The organism is Vibrio sp. HI00D65 (genome assembly GCF_001635455.1).
GTDB lineage: Bacteria > Pseudomonadota > Gammaproteobacteria > Enterobacterales > Vibrionaceae > Vibrio.
In genome coordinates, this window is sequence record NZ_LWEH01000203.1 from 44,950 (window position 1) to 63,119 (window position 18,170).

22 protein-coding genes are annotated in these 18,170 nt (G+C 41.1%); 17 read left to right on the forward strand and 5 right to left on the reverse strand.

What is annotated here, in order from left to right; genetic code table 11:
- Positions 1–14: 14 nt before the first annotated feature.
- From A3712_RS15470 to A3712_RS15480, 3 genes are read left to right on the forward strand one after another with little or no spacing between them, the layout of a single operon-like run.
- A complete protein-coding gene (locus A3712_RS15470; RefSeq protein WP_063524163.1) occupies positions 15–341 on the forward strand; it encodes a carboxymuconolactone decarboxylase family protein in 327 nt (108 codons plus the stop codon).
- Entirely contained in the window at positions 341–745 is a 405-nt protein-coding gene (locus A3712_RS15475; protein WP_004739426.1) for a tautomerase family protein, read from the forward strand. The genes A3712_RS15470 and A3712_RS15475 overlap by 1 nt, the downstream gene beginning before the upstream one ends.
- Positions 742–1,239, forward strand: coding sequence for a DUF4865 family protein (locus tag A3712_RS15480; RefSeq protein ID WP_063524164.1), 498 nt, complete (start codon positions 742–744; stop codon positions 1,237–1,239). Before A3712_RS15475 ends, A3712_RS15480 begins: the two co-directional genes overlap by 4 nt.
- Before the next feature lie 163 nt (positions 1,240–1,402).
- Here the strand turns inward: A3712_RS15480 and A3712_RS15485 are convergent, their stop codons facing one another.
- Together A3712_RS15485 and A3712_RS15490 are read right to left on the reverse strand one after the other, a co-directional pair.
- Positions 1,403–1,690 carry a putative quinol monooxygenase gene (locus tag A3712_RS15485; protein ID WP_063524165.1) on the reverse strand — a complete coding sequence of 96 codons (288 nt, stop codon included), beginning with the start codon at positions 1,688–1,690 and terminating at the stop codon, positions 1,403–1,405.
- Positions 1,683–1,922, reverse strand: coding sequence for a DUF2798 domain-containing protein (locus A3712_RS15490; protein ID WP_063524166.1), 240 nt, complete (start codon positions 1,920–1,922; stop codon positions 1,683–1,685). Before A3712_RS15490 ends, A3712_RS15485 begins: the two co-directional genes overlap by 8 nt.
- Before the next feature lie 86 nt (positions 1,923–2,008).
- On the opposite strand from A3712_RS15490, the gene A3712_RS15495 reads away from it, so the two are divergent.
- The 4 genes from A3712_RS15495 to A3712_RS15510 all read left to right on the forward strand — a co-directional run bounded on the left by A3712_RS15495 (position 2,009) and on the right by A3712_RS15510 (position 4,591).
- The gene (locus A3712_RS15495) at positions 2,009–2,866 is read left to right on the forward strand and encodes a LysR family transcriptional regulator (RefSeq protein ID WP_063524167.1); all 858 of its coding nucleotides are present in this window, start codon (positions 2,009–2,011) and stop codon (positions 2,864–2,866) included.
- Positions 2,867–2,912: 46 nt separating this feature from the next.
- Positions 2,913–3,227 (forward strand): N(4)-acetylcytidine aminohydrolase, encoded by a 315-nt coding sequence (gene yqfB, locus A3712_RS15500; RefSeq protein ID WP_063524168.1) that lies wholly within the window; start codon positions 2,913–2,915, stop codon positions 3,225–3,227.
- Between the two features lie 65 nt (positions 3,228–3,292).
- The gene (locus A3712_RS15505; protein WP_063524169.1) at positions 3,293–3,679 is read left to right on the forward strand and encodes a hypothetical protein; all 387 of its coding nucleotides are present in this window, start codon (positions 3,293–3,295) and stop codon (positions 3,677–3,679) included.
- Positions 3,680–4,033: 354 nt separating this feature from the next.
- Positions 4,034–4,591, forward strand: coding sequence for a nucleotidyltransferase family protein (locus A3712_RS15510; RefSeq protein WP_063524170.1), 558 nt, complete (start codon positions 4,034–4,036; stop codon positions 4,589–4,591).
- 188 nt (positions 4,592–4,779) lie between these two features.
- Here A3712_RS15510 and A3712_RS27425 read toward each other — a convergent pair whose 3' ends face one another.
- From A3712_RS27425 to A3712_RS15525, 3 genes are all read right to left on the reverse strand, one after another.
- Positions 4,780–4,968, reverse strand: a complete 189-nt coding sequence (locus A3712_RS27425; protein ID WP_157618774.1) for a hypothetical protein — start codon at positions 4,966–4,968, stop codon at positions 4,780–4,782.
- Between the two features lie 36 nt (positions 4,969–5,004).
- Positions 5,005–5,598 carry a cysteine dioxygenase gene (locus A3712_RS15520; protein WP_063524172.1) on the reverse strand — a complete coding sequence of 198 codons (594 nt, stop codon included), beginning with the start codon at positions 5,596–5,598 and terminating at the stop codon, positions 5,005–5,007.
- A 452-nt stretch (positions 5,599–6,050) separates the two neighbouring features.
- Positions 6,051–6,371 carry a helix-turn-helix domain-containing protein gene (locus A3712_RS15525; protein WP_231891823.1) on the reverse strand — a complete coding sequence of 107 codons (321 nt, stop codon included), beginning with the start codon at positions 6,369–6,371 and terminating at the stop codon, positions 6,051–6,053.
- Between the two features lie 131 nt (positions 6,372–6,502).
- Between A3712_RS15525 and A3712_RS15530 the strand changes: the two genes are divergently transcribed.
- The 10 genes from A3712_RS15530 (at position 6,503) to A3712_RS15575 (ending at position 17,999) form a co-directional block, all read left to right on the forward strand.
- Positions 6,503–7,201, forward strand: a complete 699-nt coding sequence (locus A3712_RS15530; protein ID WP_063524173.1) for a hypothetical protein — start codon at positions 6,503–6,505, stop codon at positions 7,199–7,201.
- Positions 7,202–8,062: 861 nt separating this feature from the next.
- On the forward strand, positions 8,063–9,181 hold the full coding sequence (locus A3712_RS15535; RefSeq protein WP_063524174.1) for a hypothetical protein: 1,119 nt from the start codon (positions 8,063–8,065) through the stop codon (positions 9,179–9,181).
- Between the two features lie 52 nt (positions 9,182–9,233).
- Complete coding sequence (locus A3712_RS15540; RefSeq protein ID WP_063524175.1) at positions 9,234–10,313, forward strand: HBL/NHE enterotoxin family protein; 1,080 nt, start codon at positions 9,234–9,236, stop codon at positions 10,311–10,313.
- A gap of 53 nt (positions 10,314–10,366) precedes the next feature.
- Positions 10,367–11,185, forward strand: coding sequence for a hypothetical protein (locus A3712_RS15545; protein WP_063524176.1), 819 nt, complete (start codon positions 10,367–10,369; stop codon positions 11,183–11,185).
- Positions 11,186–11,528: 343 nt separating this feature from the next.
- Positions 11,529–12,110 carry a DUF2913 family protein gene (locus tag A3712_RS15550; protein WP_063524177.1) on the forward strand — a complete coding sequence of 194 codons (582 nt, stop codon included), beginning with the start codon at positions 11,529–11,531 and terminating at the stop codon, positions 12,108–12,110.
- A gap of 412 nt (positions 12,111–12,522) precedes the next feature.
- Positions 12,523–13,728 carry a replication initiation protein gene (locus A3712_RS15555; protein ID WP_063524178.1) on the forward strand — a complete coding sequence of 402 codons (1,206 nt, stop codon included), beginning with the start codon at positions 12,523–12,525 and terminating at the stop codon, positions 13,726–13,728.
- 724 nt (positions 13,729–14,452) lie between these two features.
- Positions 14,453–14,899 carry a transcription termination/antitermination NusG family protein gene (locus tag A3712_RS15560; RefSeq protein WP_063524179.1) on the forward strand — a complete coding sequence of 149 codons (447 nt, stop codon included), beginning with the start codon at positions 14,453–14,455 and terminating at the stop codon, positions 14,897–14,899.
- 245 nt (positions 14,900–15,144) lie between these two features.
- Positions 15,145–16,038, forward strand: coding sequence for a LysR family transcriptional regulator (locus A3712_RS15565; protein ID WP_063524180.1), 894 nt, complete (start codon positions 15,145–15,147; stop codon positions 16,036–16,038).
- Between the two features lie 330 nt (positions 16,039–16,368).
- Positions 16,369–17,442, forward strand: a complete 1,074-nt coding sequence (locus tag A3712_RS15570) for a phospholipase effector Tle1 domain-containing protein (RefSeq protein WP_063524181.1) — start codon at positions 16,369–16,371, stop codon at positions 17,440–17,442.
- An 11-nt stretch (positions 17,443–17,453) separates the two neighbouring features.
- Complete coding sequence (locus A3712_RS15575) at positions 17,454–17,999, forward strand: hypothetical protein (RefSeq protein ID WP_231891824.1); 546 nt, start codon at positions 17,454–17,456, stop codon at positions 17,997–17,999.
- The last annotated feature ends 171 nt before the right edge of the window (positions 18,000–18,170 follow it).

Sequence of the window (18,170 nt, forward strand, 5' to 3'; positions counted from 1 at the left end):
AACAGGGGAAATATATGGATACAAAAGAACAATACTTAATGAAACTGTTTGCTGAAATTGCTCCACAATTTCATGAAGTTACGGAAGATATCTTATTTGGACAGATATGGCGTGATGAGAGTCTGAGCACTCGTGATAGAAGTCTGATAACCATCACCGCATTAGTGGTTTTAAATCGTGTGGAACAACTACCGGGTCATTTAGCTCGGGCATTAAGTAACGGACTGACAGTAAAAGAACTGAGCGCAACAATGACTCACCTTGCTTTTTATGCCGGTTGGCCTGTAACGGCTTCTGCACTTGAGCGGTTAGATGAGATGGACCACGAGGGGAATGACTAATGCCAATGACACGAATTTCTATAGGTAATGAGTTATTTGAAAACTATAAGCATCAAATATCACATATTCTTCAGCAATGTTTAGAAGCTTATTTTGCAGTACCGAATGGAGACTGTTTTCAAATATTCGACATTCACGCCCCACAGCAAAAGGTTTTTAATTCGAATTATCCAAATCTGGCTCAAAGTCGTAGTGAATCTGGAATTTTGTTTCACATATTCGCTGGAAAATCACGTGACCATGAACAAAAGCGAGCCTTGTACAAAGCGTTGTGTGAGCAACTTCAAGCCCAAACCCCCATTCGTAAAGAAGATATCATGATCATTGTTCAATTCAATGGCCCAGAAGACTGGTCTTTTTCCTCTGGTCAGTCATGGAAAGATGAAATGGAGATAATACAATGATAGCAATGCAATATAAAATCGTTCTCCCGTCTGATTATCCTATGGAAAAAATAGAAGCTCGTATCAAGGAAAAAGGTCACTTATTAGATGGGTTCCCAGGGTTAATTTTTAAAGCCTATCTTTATTCGCGTAAAGACGCGAAAAATTATGAAAATCAGATGAATAGCTACGCCCCGTTTTATGTTTGGAGAGATCATCACGCAATGGTCTTATTTCTTCAAAGTGATGGATTCAAAGCTCTTTGCGAACAATTCGGTCGCCCAAAGGTTGATATTTGGTTCGTTGACGACGAGCCAACAGTTCCTGATTCGCACCATTCTCTTGCGTGTATTCATAATAAAGTCAGTCAACATACAGATGTACACGGCTTAGATTATATCTCGTGGGAAACGCTCGGTTTAACGTGGTTGAGTAGCTCAGAAGGTATTGATGATAGTAGCGGTGAAGTTTACCATGTGGGGTATGTTGCTCATGGTCAAAATGATATTGAGTAATGAGATGCATTAGGTTCACTAACATAATTAAGTGTGTTTTGACCTAAGCCAAAACACACTTTTGTCCAAAAGTAAGTTATAGGACGGAGCTCGAGCAGCTTTTAAATGATAGGTAGGTGAGGACACTACCTATCTAGTGACGTACTCAGATATATCTAAGAGTTTAACCCTCCACATTGATCATTTTGTGTATTTGTGGCTCTTGAGTTAATGCGGTTTTATAAAACTCAAATATCGGTGTGATATATGGCTGGGAATAGTGTTCGTCTAGGGCAGCTTGGTCGACCCAGTTTTCAACCAAGATAAGCTGATCTTTAGCTTTGTTTTCATATAGCTCAAAACGCAAGCACCCCGCTTCTCCTCGAGTAGCAGTCAGAATGCCTTCAGCTTTTTGTTTGCACTCCGCATAAAATTCACTTTTTGGGGTAATAAAAGCCACGACACTAAGCATTGTTTTTCTCTTTTTGGGGTGTAAATTGACACATCAATTTTTGGGTCAATACCATGATTGGTTTATTCAACAAGTAGGCAGCTGCAAACGAAGCTGGCCAAGCATTAATAAAGGCAAAGCCCCATCGACTGATGAAATCCTCTGGTAAACCGAGATTGATGTAAGTAACCCACGCGGACACCATACTTGACATCGCACATGAGAACAGAGCAGTGAAAAGAAGTTTTGTCATAGCGCTTCCTCCTGTCTGTATACTCTATGGATTTATTGTATCCTCAGCCATACGAGCTTTAGAACACTAAGATTGCGGAAAACCTTATGCTGGATGATTTTTTATTATTTGTTGAAGTAGCCCGTCGAGGTAGTTATTCAAAAGCGGCAAGAGACTTAGCAACTACCGCGCCTACCTTGTCCAAACGTATCTTATTGTTAGAAGAGAGATTAGGTGAGTCACTCTTTATTCGCTCCTCTCGGGGAGTCAAACTCACCAGTTTTGGTAAAGGGTTATTTGAACAGCTTGGCGAGACCACCTTAAATCTTCATAAGGCTGTAACTGAGAGCTCGAAAAGTGAAGCGGTTTCCTTCGTCTTACATTGCCCACAAAACTTAATCATTGGCCAACTATACCCAGCGCTTGAAGCCTTTTTGCTGGAGAAAAGGCATGTGGATGTCGTTATTGAGCCTGCCAATACAAATGTGCTGCTTAGCCAAACTTCTTTTGATTTAGCCATACGTGGTGGAGAGCAAAGAGACTCGTCTTTTTACCAGAAAAAGTTAGCCAGCATTGCCGTATGCCTTGTCTCAAGACGAGACTGCAAAAGCCGGGAACGACTCATTATGCCGTATTCTAAGACGCAAATTTCAGGGCAAGACTTGCTAAGTATCGAGCGGCAATACTCCAAGGTTTCTCGGGTCAACGACATTACCTTGGTACGTAAACTGGTCGCGTCAGGCATGGGTGTAGGCCTATTGCCTATGACAGAGATCGCCGATTTGAATAGTGAGATGTTTGGGCACATTCAATACGACTCTGAAATACTTTTTACTCGGCCTATGTATGCCTTGTGGGCGAATAAACCAAAACCTTCGTCACTGTCCCAAGATCTGATCACATGTATCGAGAGTTGTGTTCAAAACACTCCCGCTTTACAAGGGCGCAAGGTTGATTTGACGTGATTGGGCGGTATATCTTTGGAAGAATCGGTAAGGAAGTATGTGTTCAATGGTGGATAAAATTACATTTTTCACAAGGCTAGAGCGCCAGATTCTTTCTGGTAAAAAGACTGCAACGATTAGGGATAAATCTGAAAGCCATTATTACCCGGGGCAGGTTGTTGAAGCGCTTACTCACGAAGATGGGCGAAAAATCTGTAGACTAGAAATTGTCGGTGTTGAGCATGTGAACATTGATAAACTCAACAGAAAGCATGCAAAAGCAGAAAACCTTCCATTTGTCTTCATGCTCAAATGGATCTTGCGAAAGATATATCCATCAGACAAGAGCTTGTGTTTTATAAGCTTCAAAGTCGTTGATTAACAAGTCTGCAAGTTATGAAGTACATAGAAGCACGCGCATAACAGGGCGTTTTTAGTTGGGAAACTATGAGAGCAATTTTAAAAAAAACGGAAGGTGACTATCTTGAGGCAATCATCGAATTAGATGGTGTCAATGTTGTTGTAATGGACGACTTTGGGGGCGATAGATATCAGGCTGGAGAAAATATCGATATCTGTTTATCAGTCGGCCTCCATTATGAAGACGAAGAATGGGAGTCAATGTTTTCAGGTAATCCTGAAGCCAAGAAAGAGCTAAACCACCAGTGGGGCTGGCGCTATCGTGCATATGGTATCGTGACAGAAATAGGTCCTGAGGTAATAGTTGATGTGGGTATTACACATCTATCAGCACCAATCGAGACTAGTGATCCAAGATTAGCAGGAGAAAGTGTCGCATTTACTATCTATAGACTGGATGCTCACAGCAGCTAACAAGGCGCAGCTTTCGGACAACTTTTTCATACTCCAATTAATCCGTGACATTCTAGGTTAGCTATGTCGAAGCCAAGCTTTTGTCCAGAGACGTGCCAGCACGATCACTGCTAGAACGTTTATGCCCCATTCCTTCTCAGCACGAATATCTACTCAAAATCTGCGGCTGTACGTTTGCCTTACCTGTAGTTATTCGAACCAAGCTTTTTCTAAGTTATGCTTTATCATTTGCGGTCTAATATCTCATACACCTAGTTAACATACTGATTATCAATTGAACTACGGTAAGAAAGCTCGCATTATAGGACGATGAAGGACGGTTAAAACCCGCATAAAAAGTGTTAGTAGGTCAGGATGAATAAACAAAAACTGAAGCATCTAATTCAGCAAGTTCCAGAGTTAATCGAAACGGCTGAAGTGTGTCAGGAAGTAGGGCTGCCAAACTTCTATATTGCAGGCGGTGCTATTACCCAAATCATCTGGAATAGTATCGACAGGAAACCGCTTCTTGCTCAAGTTAAAGACTTTGATGTTGTCTACTTCGATAGATCTAACCTTGTAACTGAAGACGAGTTCAAAAATCGCATTGGCTCGCGGTTGAGTCATAGTGTTGACGTTGACGTTAAAAACCAAGCATTAATACATGAGCGCTATTCTAAGAAGTTTGGTTGTTCCATTCAGGCATATGAGCGAGTTGAACAAGGTATTGAGTCTTGGCTTTCTGCCTTTGCTATTGGTTTCACTATAGGTAGTGCAGGAAACATTAAATTGTTCACCCCCTATGGCTTAGATGATGCATTTAATATGGTGATCAAACCTAACAAAAAGGCAATGACAGAAACTAACTACAACAAAATGACCGATGGCTATAAGGCTAGGTGGCAGAAAGTACAGGTGCTCCCTTGGAGTTGACCTACTAACAAGAGACTATGGTTTCAAGATACTTTTTCATACCTGATCTTGATGCAACTAAGTCATTTAAGCTAACAAGGTTTGTCCAAAGACGTGTTGACACCGTCCTCGGCAAACTGTTTTCGGCAAACACGTCTTTTGCCCTGTTTCCGTTTAGAGAAAAAGCGGACTCACATTCTTTTAATCCCTTAACTTTCTCTACCATGTTTAAATCCAACGTTGTAAGCAACACGGATTGCTTCATGCGGGTTTCTGTAGACTTGTTCAACTTTTGCGTCAAAACCACACAGACAATTTTCATAGCCTTGGTCATAAGCTCCATAAAGAACATTAAAGTCGCTGATTCCCATTTCTGTTTCACCAGGGATAGCTTGCAATATTTCTATCCAAATTTTTTAGTAGGCTTACGCACTTTAAATCTCGTAGGCCCAGCACTCTTGTTGTACGTCGAGTAGCTCCGACTTACCGCTCTCTAGCTGATAGAGGTGGAATTGGCTCAAAGGGGGCGAATACACGTGCAACGTAATGAGCGGCTCATCACCAGCTTGTAGATTCGATATCTGATGAATATCATTATCTTTACTGACGGTCACACTACCCTCTTGGAAGTGGGTCGACCGAGAAGCAAAAATATGACCATTAGCCGCTGTTTCAAACAAGGTTTCCGTTGCTTGCCCGTGTAAAACTTTTACTCCACAAGACGTATTCAAATGATCGTGTATTTTACTTCTTTGCCCATTTAGCCAACTCAAAATTAAAACTTCGCAGTGGTCATTCTTGAAAAGTCTTTGTCGGCAGTATGTTTCTTTATCAAAACTCGCCAGCGAATTGATCTCTTCTTTACTTAGATCGATGTTATCCAATATGAACCGAATGGAAGCCAGAGACAAAGGTTTATCCGCCAGCTGTATTTGGTCCATAAACTCTTGGAAATTAAGCTCATAATCGTTATTAATTAACGCGGCTAATGCGGAGGATTGCGTTGGGGTGATATCAGTACGTTGCAAAATAATTACCTCTGACTATGTTTTCGCTCTTCCGAACTCGAAGTTAAAAGGTCTCTTCGAAAGATGAAATATAGCTGATTCAATTCAGCAAAAGTTGGAGTGATGTTAACACTGTTTGGCTAAAAATTAACAAGTAATTACAAGAATTTACGATTGTATAACAAAAGCATCTAACAACCCATTTGAATTCAGACTTGGTCATAACGCATTGTTCAGTGATGAATCATAGTTAAAGTCTGGCGGGTTATGAGGTTTATGCGGCTTTGTTGCGTAATTCGATGGAACTGAATCAGGAAGTGACGATCTGATCGGCTACATCAGTTAATCATCGTAGCCTTATGCCGAAACCTTGTTACAAAACAACTAACTGGAGACAGTACAACAAAGCCAGTTTATTCAACTTAGGTCTAGGACCTGTGATACCAGACCAAATGAATTGGAATAGTGAAGCTTCACCTACCTTGTCGTTGAGAGGCTGTGTCTTTGATTTTTACAGCGAAGTTACTACGACTAATGCCCAATAACTTCGCAGCTTTTGTTTGATTGCCACGAGTATGCACAATTACGGCTTTAAAAACTTCATCTTTGACCATCGCCATGATCCAGGAAACGTCGGTATTTTGGGCTTTATCGAGCAACATCGGTTCAAGATAAATTTGTAAGTGTTTCTGGATAGCCTTGTGGCTAATGATTTTATTATCTTTGTCCATCGAGTGGGAGTGAGGCTGTTGAAAGATTAAATTATCCCTCCCATTTATTGGTAGATCAATCATCAATATTCGAGTGACTGCCGAACAGGTGTCGTTAAATTGATTGTGCATATTGTTGCGTATATGATTCGGTAGCAGTTACCAAATCGGAGTATGTATATGAACATTTCTAATCGACCTGTAGGAATTAAATAATGAAGAAAGTCATCACTTTAGCAGCCCTAGTATTTTCTAATTCAACGTTTTCGATGGGGGTTGATACCATGCTTTTAGTCAGCGATGAATATGGAAATGGTGTGTTTACTGTATCCAATGAAAAAACGATTCCTGAATTCATACAAACAAAAATTATTCAAGTAGAAGTCCAAGACAACCAGCTAGTGAGAACGCCTTATACCGAAGACAACGTCGATGATTGGAGAGTTACCCTTACTCATCCCAAAATGATTGTCGAGCCTGGTCGAGAAAAAAACGTAGGTGTTCGCTCTCTTTGCGGATCCAAATGCGACTTTAGTCATGACCAATATTTTTTTGTAAGATTCGAACCCTCGCCCTATGATCCTGAAGTTAACAAAAAATCGGAAGTGAGTAATAACTTCGGCTATCGTCCTATATTTGTTATACCGGCCAACAAGCAAAAAATAGATTTTTCTATAGTAGTGAAAAATGACGAATTAGTTGTAGAAAATAACGGGAACACCTTTATTAAAGCGCACATAGACCAATGTAATGACAAAGTTAACTCAGAATGCCAGCTAACTGCCCTCTCGCTCGCGGGGCGAAAACGAGGCTACAAGTTACCTAAACATATCGACACAAAAAACCTAATGGTCGAGGTTGTCAATCATGACCAAAGCTACAGAAAGAAAGTTTATCTTGACGACGAAAAATAATGAGATATCGAGTTATTCTCATCCCTGATCTTTGCTTCAACGTCGAGTTATGCCGAAACTCTAAAAGTACAAATTGAAGGTAATCAAGTTTATTAGATAATGTCTTAAATCGGGTTTGTTGCAAAAACTGAAGTGTTGTTGAGGTAGGCACCTCAGACATATCTTTATTTTTTGCGACAAGCTTTTTTTATTCTGCTTATTATGTTGATTTAATGCACAATTTTTATTTTACTCAAGATTACGTTGCTACAAATAATATGACACCAATCACATATTGGCTTGAAATGGTACGAATAAGGTAGCGTTTGTAAAAAACTCTGTTTATAAACTGTCTCGTATACCAATTTAGCTGACCTTCGGGGCCAGTTACTGCGGAGCAATTCCTAATAAAAATCTCTCCCAACTTTTTTTGCAGACCCATTGGTGACGCTACTATAGTGCACTGGTGTCGTTGCTACTGCTAACAAACAATCATTGACATAAAAACGCTAGATATTATTCGTTCTGCTTAATATTCAAGGCACACACGTACGGCCCTAAACTAGTATTGCATTTGCATTTGCATTTAGCCATGTCCGTGGTTTCTTAATGAATAATTTTATTCCAGATAAAAAGACGCTCTCGGGCGTCTTTTTTTGTAATGAGTACCTTAGGTATTTCACTGTCATTTTCATTTGTTTCATCTGTTTAGGGCGAGATACATGCGGTGTATCGCTGTTCGCCCACTTTTTATTTTTTCTCATCAAAAAGGAGCAAAGAAACAGAGTGAATAAGCCGTAATGCCTCTTTTAAATATTGTATCAAGGATACAAATATCTTTATTTCAGTTACTCAAAAAATCACAAAAGGACGGTTACGAATATGAATACAACCCATATTACGACGGGGGAACTGTATCTTGGCTGCTCAGATTTACTCACGGATTACCTGAGTTCTTCTGAGCGCGCTTTGTTGAACCAGAAATACGCCAACTTACTGCAGTATCAAGAGGATCTTTACTCTGATCACCTCAGCTCAGATCTTGCGGTCAAGTCAGCAGCTTTTCAAGAACAACTGAAGATGCAAGCCCACGTTTATACAAACGCTAACATGTCAGAACTGATCTCTGACTTGACTCTCGGATCGAGTTTCTCCGCTCTTGCAAGTGCACTAAGAAGTATCTTACGCGAGCAAGGGACGGATGGGTTTCTGCCTAATGCTTCCATGATTGCTCAAGAGTTCAACACCCTAAAAGGTGAAGCCGAGTCTAATGCGATACAAAGCAAACTTCTTTTTCAAAAGCTTGGCGTTATGAATACAGAAGTGAGCGATATCGACGCTCGATACACTGAGGTTATCAATGATATCGAACAGGCGTTGAATCAAGAAATCAAGCAAAAAGTTGAAGAGATTACGCAGCTCAACCAAGAAATTTCAGCCAACATTCAAGCGATTATCGACGGCGGTAAAGAGGTTGGCGAAGGGATTGGGAAAATTGGCGTAGCCATTATTGCTTCGATCAACGTTGATCACACCGGCAAGCCAAAAGGGGAGTCTTCGGAGGATGGTGAACTTGAATCCGACCACTCCAAGCCTTCTACGCAGTACATCATCTCAGGCATCAATAGCATCATGGATGGTACTACAGAGACGAGTGAGGCCGTTCGTCAATTGGCAAGAAACAATGAGAGATTGGCCGAGCTGTATCAAGAGCTAGCGGAAGAAAATAGCTTATTGAGCGCAGCAAAATCCATTCAAGCTCAGAACGATTTATTCATAGATCAGGTAGCACTAACTTACGGTGCCTGGACCAATGTTGAGACGCATTGGAACAACGTTGCTGATCAATTTGCGGCGGCGGCCACCATTGTCGCCAGTGCGAGCACTGAACAAGAAATCCAGAATGTGATTCATGCTCTGGAACTCGGAGATATCGAGTGGAACGCGCTTGACGATCAAATTGACAACATCAAAGCGGTATATGCCGGAATAACCAATTAATCCCCACACGACAAATCTTAATCACCCTAAATAACTCTCAAAGGAAACTAATATGCTTACAGAAACAACCGTTGCCATTGACCAAGGTATGGTCGCTCAAAATTCACAGGCTCTTCAAATTCAAAACTACTGCAACAGTGTGCTGCAGCAAGTGCCAGTTGATTTTGGCAAATTCCCTGACCTGCATGATGACCAAACGCAAATTAATGCGGGTTTGGTCACTGCAAAAGGCCACGCCAATCAATACCTCAATACCATTCAACCAGAGATCATCACCAACATTACCAATATTTCTAACTACTATTCGCTATATCAGACGATTCCAGTTGTGTGCCCTGAAGGCGCAACAAAAAAGCAGTGGCTTGATGCACTAGCCGTGCTTCGAGATGAAGCGAGAAAATACCAAGAAGTATCAAGTAACACACGCCTTGTGATCCTGGGTCTGCATGACTCGCTGGTTGTGGACTCGGGTAACTTCCAAACGGTAGTGACAAACCTAAACAACAAAGTAGGCGGTGATAATGGTGTCCTAAATAAACTAAGTGGCGAAATTGATTCACTGAATGCCGCTGTTAGTGGTGCTATTGCCGGCATTGTAGCAGGCGGATTTTTAGTTGTCGGCGGTGCGTTCGTTACTGCGATCGGCGCAGTGGCTGACCTTGTTACTGCTGGGACATCAACGCCTGTGGTTATTGGTGGTGTTGCTATGATGGTTGCAGGTGGCGCAGGCATTGCGGCTGGTGCTACGATTTTGAAAAACTCACTAAAATCGCGCCAAGAGATTTATCAACAACGCTCAACGCTAACAGCAGAAGTCAACATTGCTTCTGCAATTAGTAGTGGTTTTTCGGGCCTTCAAAACCAAGCTCAGCACGCCGTTACGGCTGCCTCTCAAATGAGCAACTCTTGGGATGCACTTTCCTCTGATTTAGACATGCTGAGCAAAGACATTAGTACTGGTATCAAATCTACCGATGCTGTTCGCAAGATGTGGCTAACGGCCGCTAACTCGGTTGTAAAAGATGTCATCACTGACATCAACCTTACCAAGGCACAAATGGCCGGTGTCAGCCCAATTACTGTACCGAACAATACGACTCTCGCTGATTATGTCGATGGATTAGCCGCTTAATCTTTTGTTAATAGACCCCAAGACAGACGTTTTGGGGTCGTTCGGAGAATTTTATGGGTACCAATACTGATGGCGTTTTGTCACAAGCTATTACCAACATGCAGGCTTCTGAAAAAGTGATTGCTCAATTCAGTGGTTTGCCTAGTAATGCCGTTACCATCCAACAAAGTATGGAAACGACCGTTAATCATCTTGTCCCCCAAATACAAAGTATGCAAGCTGATGCCTTATCGTTTGCCGACTCGATAGATGATGAGATCAATAACCAACTGGCGATACTAGATACGGAAACGGATGTAGAGCTACAAAGCTTTGTTGACCACGTGCAACAAGAGGCAAAGTCGACGCAGGTGGCTGTGGATGATTGTTTGGAGCAAGTGAGACAAGCAAATAAGACTATCGCTGAGAACAGCCAAGCGTTACAAACCATTACCGTAGATTTGAAAGCCACTATTGCTGGGCTTCAATCGAACCTTGATGGTGAACAGCGGGAACTGGATGCACTGAATAAGCAGAAATACTACCTAATAGGCCTCGGTATCTTTGGCATACCTGGTCTAATTGCGTTAGCAGTGCTCATTTCGAATGCTCAGGATAAAGTCCACCATTTAGAGTCGCAGGTTAGGGCAACACAGAATCAAATCAATCAGCAAGAGTCCTTTTTATTACAAACGCAGTACTTCACCCAAGATTTGAGTGATGTGATGGATAAAGTAGGCAAGGTGGCTAACTCTATAAGTTTTATCGTAGGAGACATCGACAATATTGCTAGCGATATTCAACATGGCGACATTACGAACCGTGACCAGATAAGACTTTACTTTATGGCCGCAAACCAGGAGTTGAAAACTCTGATCCACGATGTTTCTTAACCCCATACTTAGCGTCGACCACGTAACGGGTTAAACAATATCTAAACTGAATATTACCGATTTTAAAATAACAACGGCTGAGTGGCGCCACCATCCGTATTAATGATGATTTAAGAGGTAATTGTCTTATCGAATTAAGGTACTGTTGTTTCGCCAAACAACTCTTACCGCACCATTTAACATAATGTAAATAATGCGCATTATCATGTGGCTGATGTATTACTGTGTCTGTAATCGCAAAGTACAAAAATAGTATAAGTGCGTCTCATTCGAACTTGAAAATAGACTAAATAGGTTCTAGTTCTCTATAGTGTAATATCCAACGAGAGTAAATAATAACAACATGACCATTCAGAAAGATTTTGGCTACTATCACCAATTATGTGACACCATCACTCATTCTTTACTGCATTTACTTTGTAAGGTTTCTGAGCAGCAACGATTTGTCCCAGTTTCTAGGCGTAACGAGATACTGGTTAAATACCTTAAACCAAAGCTCAATAATAAGCAGTTCTCAATTGTTAAAAAAGACATTAAATTAATGATCCAAACTGCGAGAGCGAAAGGCTCTAATTTGGAAGAGAAGCTTTATTTATTGAATGAGAAAGCAAAAGAAACCAAAATCGGTGGCTTAGAACCATTGTATTCACTGCTCGAGTACCTATCCGATAAACAAGGCCTAGACTCGGAACTGTACCGCAGTGATGCCACGATGGAGTCTGATGTGCTCTACCTTAGTGAGGAGCACCTGAAACAGGATGACACCTCCACAACTTCAAGGCCTGCGGTATCCATATATACTCGTTCCGAACAAATCACAAGGATTGTCGATGATATCCAGCGTCATGGCAGTTACACTGCCGAAATGAAAGATTGGAATGAAAAAACCAACCAAGCTCATATTCTATTGCACTGTGCTACATAAAAGCTAATTTTTTCAAGTATAAATAAAAACCCTTTTATTTATATATATTTTTAACAACAGTATTTAGCATGAAAAACATATTCCCTGGCTCGAATGTTTGACAAAAGTGTAATTAATTTTACTTTATTCATTATGGTTGATTAGTTACAAAATAACCACATAACTGCCAGGGTGTCATTCTAAGTTAATAACTTAAAATGAGATCTTATAAATAAATAAAAGTAGACTTTAAAATTCTGATAGGTATATTTTGGGCCAATGTCACACTATCTATTTATTGATGAATTGAATTTTTATTTAAAACTAATTTGTATGAAAAGCAGCCTCCATCTATTTAAGTTAGCACAATTTGCTCTCATTATTAATAGAAGTATATGCAGCCGCATTACCACTCAACCACCAGTGAAATAGAATGAATACGCAAACTCAATCCGCTAATGCGCAAGTAGGCCATGCGGCAATGCGTCGTTTACTTGATACCGCACCTTATCTAGCTCGGTGCAGCGATAACAAAATGGCGAGTAACATTCGTCCTCGAGAATACGCGATAAAGCGCCCATATATGCAAGTAAACCGTGCTGACATGATCTCTTGGTTAGTGTTTGATTTAGACCATAATAACCCAAACATATGGGACGATCAGACTTTACCTGCACCGAATTTTATTGTTCGTGACAAGCACAAGAATACCGCACATCTTTATTATGCCATCGTTCCTGTCTGTACAAGTGATAATGCAAGAGCCAAACCGATTCAATTCATGAAACGTGTATACCAGGCGATGGCAAAACAACTGAAAGCCGACCCCTGTTATGCCGGTATTATCGCAAAGACACCGCATCACCCTATCTGGTCAACGACGGAGTTTCATGGCTACGTGTATGAGTTGTCGGAGTTAGCGGCACATGTTGAGATTGAATACACCTCTCACTGGGCAAGTAAGGAAAAAAGAGATACGAGTCATTCCCGCAACTGTACTCTGTTCGAAAAGCTACGCCATTTTGCTTATAGCATCGTTGACCAAGAACGAGAGCAAAGCTACTACGAAGCATTCAAGGCGCGTGTCGAACAATATGCCCAGCGGTGTAATGACTTTGCGTTAAGAGGTTTCGAAAGCAACCTGCCACAGAGTGAAGTCAAGGCGACAACAAAAAGTGTGGCACGTTGGACTTGGGACAATTACGTAGGACGCGAATGTGTCAACCGGGGGGTAATGAACCTGGAGGATTCTTTGCCACTGAATGTCCGTCAATCAATGGCCGCGAAAAGGACACACGGAGAGCGCAAAACGACAACGGCAAAAAAAGTCCTCACCGCCACACAAAAGCTGGTCAATGACAGACAAAGGGTAACGCTCAGTGCGATAGCTGCTCTCAGTAAGCTCTGCCGACAGACAGTAAAGAAGTACCAGGCCATTATCGACAGTGTAATCAAACAACCTGACATCATCCCCCTTACCGAACTTCTTCGCTTAAGAGTGGCCGTTAATTATGCTGTATCAGATAACTGCGCCAAGCCGAATGGCCATGAAAAAAGAAAGGGTAAAATCGTCTCGAACGAGCGAGAGTTCAATAAAGATCGACTATCTCAAACATTGCATCGGCTTTTTAAAGAGTAGAGCTTCGGAAAGCTTGATTTAAACCGTCATACTTTGAGAGAGATATGCCCATTTCAGCTCATATAAAAACTGATTTAATCATATTTATAAATGGACTAAGACAGACTTAGCCAAAAACAGTCGGTGACTAAAGAATAAGGCCACTGCAGCTCAGGAACTGTATTAACAAGTCTACCTGCTGCACAAACAATGTGGCTTGAAGCCCAATTCCATTCTTAATGCTTAAACCGACGCACTTTCGCATAAAAAATCCGCATCAACATCGATGTATCTTGCTTGCGAAAAATGGAAGCAAACAAAGGTATCGCACGGACAGCATTGTCACTGACACGATCATCCAGTCAACAGACATACCTTATTGATAATAACTACAATAAAATAAGAGTCACAGTCAATTTCACACAAAGATTTAAGTTAATTGGGAATCCAAAGCAGATAAGACGGTTAACGTCGCTCTGCGAGCCCTAGCGCGCGTAAATATCGCGATTTAAAGACGGCTAAGTTCTCTTTAGTCAAACATTCGTAATAAAAAAGTGGACTTTCCAAGCTAGGCAGGTCCTCTGCGTCTGCACGTCTGATGGAAATACATCTTACCTCAAATCGGACCTGCTGACTAGGCAGGTATACTCCCCACAAATGAGTTTAGTTGCGTATTTTGAGATTGCTCAAACTTGGGTGCAATTTCGGCGGAGCTATTTCTGTCTTTCAGTGATGAGGGTTTAAAATGCAAGCATGGTTTTTACTCTATAGTGGAAATGGAAAGGATAAAAAAGGTCACCTAATTGCTTTACTTGAGCAACAGGGGATTGAGGTTTATCAACCGATGATGACCATTTATAAAGTGCGCCAAGATCGTCCAGGGCAGTTCAGAAAAAAATCGGTACCGCTCTTCGCCAATTACCTTTTTGTTCGTTTTGACCATTCACAACTCAACTTTTCACACATTTTACGTCTCTCTGGCGCCTCATACTTTGTTCGTTCATGTAATTGCTTTGCTACCATGCCCAGCGAATTTATCGAACAACTCAAGCAGAGCTTAAGCGAAAAAAAATCGCGACAGGGTGCCAGTCATAACGATACCAAGCAATTGATTAAATTGATAAAAAATGAGCCAAAAGATGCAGAGAGAGTCAAGTTACTGCACCAATCTTTAGTGTTCCAAGCTCGCTAAATCTTAAGCAGAAAATTCGATTTTAATTCGCCGTTACTTTCCTTTTCTATCATGGTGCCCGTTAATATCAACGCTGCTCACTTGGATATGGCGACGTCGTTATTTCACATATCACGCCACGCAACAGTATCAATTTGTAAAACAAATCAGCTTAGTTGTCGAGGTTACCTGAATTTAGGCTTTGTTTTTCGAAACAGGAAACCATAAAAATTATAATTCTTTTGTGTCAGAAGGTTAGTCGAATTATGAAACTACATTTTGAAAATATTGTTTCGTTCATTGCAGTAATTGAAGAAGGTTCATTTAGCTCTGCTGCTCGCAAACTTGGGAAATCACAATCAACAGTTAGCACAGCGGTTCAAAATCTAGAATTAGACTTGGGTTTCAATGTATTTAATAGGGAACACTCTAGATTTTGGCTAACAGAGAAAGGAAAACGTCTATCCCAATTGTCTCTACCCTTGGTATCGAAGTATCGAGACTTGGTCACCGTTGCTCAACAAATGAATATATCAGATCAGATTGTCTACCGCGTAGGCATCGATCCATTGGTATATAATTCAAACGTAAAGAAGACACTCTTAGCTTTTTCAGAAGCGTTCCCAAACGTTGACTTGCTTGTGGTCACTAAGCCAAGCTTTGTCCTTGGTAACTATATCAATGAGGGTAAGATAGATTTAGCGTTAGGGAACCCTTATCACAAGTCAAATTATGACTTCAATGTAGAAGAACTATTCAACGTTAACTACTGGTGGGTGGCTCATGAAGATTTAGAGCCTATCAAATCACATGCACCGTCTCAGCGTGTTCTATTGATGGATGGATGCGAAGAATTGCTTAACTTATCCAGTACAGCCGCATATAACCTATGGCGATTAGATGATTTAGGAACCATTATCGATTTATGTAAGGCCCAAAAAGGCATCGCTTTTTTACCCAGTTTTTTGATCGATACTCATGCAAAGAATAATAAACTTAAGATTATTACCGATCACCCTGATTTTTTTGGTAAACGAGTTACAGCTTCACTTTTTTGGCAACTACATTCAGATTTTAACTTGTTTAATCGATGGATAAAAAAAGAGCTGAAATCTAGCACTGACTACCAGCAAACATTTGTTGCTGACTTGGCTCAATAACGCTTTTTTATAATCAGGCCATGACGTTCTAATGCATTAGATTTCCTCGGGGTCGCTATTAGTCAATCCATATCTAAATTGACTTAGATGGGCCACCTAAAAAATGAGCCTCGGGATAAAGAGAATTAAAGTACTGCATCCATCCTTAATATTCCGAATCAGCTAAACATCAAGAAGAAAAATCGCTTTAATTCGCCGTCACTCCCCCTTTTTCTATCACTGTACCAGCTGATATCCGCGTTGGTTACTTGGATGTGGCGACACCGTTATTTCACATATCGCACCAAGCAATAGTTGCCGGCTTCGTTTATCAGGTAAGGAGAACAAAAAATGACAGGTAAAGTGATTGTTTTTAACTTTGATGGTACTGGGAATGAACCACTGGATTGTTCTCCGGATTCGGAAGCGAAAGGCGACAGTATTTCCAATATTTTAAAGCTGCATTTCTTGTTGGGTGGCGGCTTACACGAGGGGGAAAAATACGGCCAGTCCATGCAAGACAACATCAAAGCGAGCTTTTATTACCAAGGCATTGGTACGTACAGTAATGCGTTACATAATGCTTTGGAATCCGCTTTTGCGTTCTCAATGGGCGACAAAAAAGAGATTTTAGAGAAAGCGGGTCAAGACTTCACTCAGCACTACGAGAATGGTGACATTGTTCTTATTACCGGTTTTTCCCGGGGAGCGGCTATAGCGCGTAAATTTGTCACCATCATCGAGGACCTCGTTAACCCAAGCATCTGCTCTTTCGTCTTCATGTGTCTATTTGATACAGTGACCAGTGCGGGCCTGCCTAATTTGAGCTCTAAAACCAGGCTCAGTAATGAATCACTTTACGAGCACGCGTTCCAGCTATCCCCCATTGTCTGTCGTGCATTACATATGGTGAGTATCGACGAACGCCGTCGAGCTTTTCAACCAAACTTGGTGAATTACGATCCACTGCGTGTTGAAGAAATCTGGTTCCCTGGTGTGCATTCCAATATAGGGGGCGGCTTTTATGATGACGGCCTGTCTGATGTTACACTGTCACACTCAATCGGCTGGTTGTCACACCTAATCAAGAGCCAAAAGCTGCCAGAATTGACTCTAACAATGGAAGACATCGCTCTAGATGAAGCGTTACCCTCGGCATATATGAGCATCATTGATCACAATGACCTCGACATCCAACCAAACGAAATGGGTCACATTCACTCCAAGCAACGATCGGGGCTATTTCATCGTTTAACATTGGAAAGCCGAAAAGTATGTGTGCTAAAAAACGATCGTATCGTGACAGATGAGTCATGCTTGCCAGTTATCCACCCCTCTGTCTTATTAAGAAAAAAACAAGACCCAGATTATGAACCAAAGGGGTTACAAGGCATAAAGACCCGTGTTTTTTCAGGGTATCTTTAATAGGTAAAGCTATGAACATCAAGTCAAAAACATTACTGTCCGGGGGCGTCGCCTCTGCTTTGGTCTTTACTGGGGACTACCTTGGTCACTATTTATTCGAAAAAGCGAAAGTAGACGTGACAAACATCATACGGGAAATGGCACGAGACGAAGTCTATAAAAACTCCGAGACCATCACCGATGAAATCACTTACCTTTCAAAAAGTATTGTTAACCACTACATGTACGTTCGACTTTATAAGGACGAAAGAGTGCCGGATGGCGTTATCTACCTCGATAAAAGTCACTTGGCGAGCCGAGTATTGGTGCCCAGTATTAATTCCTTTAAGGTTTGCAATTACAAGGATGAGTGTCTGACGGAGGCAAAGCTAAAGATAAAGAGACTTACGCCGGACACCCTAAACGATACCTTTCTACCGAAAGACGACATCAACGTTGCCCTCGCCTCTGAAAACACGATCAAAAGCCTTGAAGACATGCACGATGACAACTTCATACGAGTGCGGATCGAATTTCATACTAAAGAAGCGCCAAGCGTGAACTTTGCAAAGAAATAAAAGACGCCTATGACGTGATGAGAATTAAGTGATCTTATTCTCAAGTAATTCGAATTTGCAACGCATTAATGTATTTCATCGATAATAAATAATTTATTAATTCGGAACTTAATTATACAGTAAATAGGATATAAAATATGAATCACTATGATGATTTTTTTGAAATTATCT

Excerpts from the sequence above, each read along its gene's own strand:
- A3712_RS15470 (WP_063524163.1), top strand. The coding sequence starts at position 15 with ATGGATACAAAAGAACAATACTTAATGAAACTGTTTGCTGAAATTGCT.
- A3712_RS15475 (WP_004739426.1), top strand. The coding sequence starts at position 341 with ATGCCAATGACACGAATTTCTATAGGTAATGAGTTATTTGAAAACTAT.
- A3712_RS15480 (WP_063524164.1), top strand. The coding sequence starts at position 742 with ATGATAGCAATGCAATATAAAATCGTTCTCCCGTCTGATTATCCTATG.
- A3712_RS15485 (WP_063524165.1), bottom strand. The coding sequence starts at position 1,690 with ATGCTTAGTGTCGTGGCTTTTATTACCCCAAAAAGTGAATTTTATGCG.
- A3712_RS15490 (WP_063524166.1), bottom strand. The coding sequence starts at position 1,922 with ATGACAAAACTTCTTTTCACTGCTCTGTTCTCATGTGCGATGTCAAGT.
- A3712_RS15495 (WP_063524167.1), top strand. The coding sequence starts at position 2,009 with ATGCTGGATGATTTTTTATTATTTGTTGAAGTAGCCCGTCGAGGTAGT.
- yqfB (WP_063524168.1), top strand. The coding sequence starts at position 2,913 with ATGGTGGATAAAATTACATTTTTCACAAGGCTAGAGCGCCAGATTCTT.
- A3712_RS15505 (WP_063524169.1), top strand. The coding sequence starts at position 3,293 with ATGAGAGCAATTTTAAAAAAAACGGAAGGTGACTATCTTGAGGCAATC.
- A3712_RS15510 (WP_063524170.1), top strand. The coding sequence starts at position 4,034 with ATGAATAAACAAAAACTGAAGCATCTAATTCAGCAAGTTCCAGAGTTA.
- A3712_RS15525 (WP_231891823.1), bottom strand. The coding sequence starts at position 6,371 with ATGATTGATCTACCAATAAATGGGAGGGATAATTTAATCTTTCAACAG.
- A3712_RS15530 (WP_063524173.1), top strand. The coding sequence starts at position 6,503 with ATGAAGAAAGTCATCACTTTAGCAGCCCTAGTATTTTCTAATTCAACG.
- A3712_RS15535 (WP_063524174.1), top strand. The coding sequence starts at position 8,063 with ATGAATACAACCCATATTACGACGGGGGAACTGTATCTTGGCTGCTCA.
- A3712_RS15540 (WP_063524175.1), top strand. The coding sequence starts at position 9,234 with ATGCTTACAGAAACAACCGTTGCCATTGACCAAGGTATGGTCGCTCAA.
- A3712_RS15545 (WP_063524176.1), top strand. The coding sequence starts at position 10,367 with ATGGGTACCAATACTGATGGCGTTTTGTCACAAGCTATTACCAACATG.
- A3712_RS15550 (WP_063524177.1), top strand. The coding sequence starts at position 11,529 with ATGACCATTCAGAAAGATTTTGGCTACTATCACCAATTATGTGACACC.
- A3712_RS15555 (WP_063524178.1), top strand. The coding sequence starts at position 12,523 with ATGAATACGCAAACTCAATCCGCTAATGCGCAAGTAGGCCATGCGGCA.
- A3712_RS15560 (WP_063524179.1), top strand. The coding sequence starts at position 14,453 with ATGCAAGCATGGTTTTTACTCTATAGTGGAAATGGAAAGGATAAAAAA.
- A3712_RS15565 (WP_063524180.1), top strand. The coding sequence starts at position 15,145 with ATGAAACTACATTTTGAAAATATTGTTTCGTTCATTGCAGTAATTGAA.
- A3712_RS15570 (WP_063524181.1), top strand. The coding sequence starts at position 16,369 with ATGACAGGTAAAGTGATTGTTTTTAACTTTGATGGTACTGGGAATGAA.
- A3712_RS15575 (WP_231891824.1), top strand. The coding sequence starts at position 17,454 with ATGAACATCAAGTCAAAAACATTACTGTCCGGGGGCGTCGCCTCTGCT.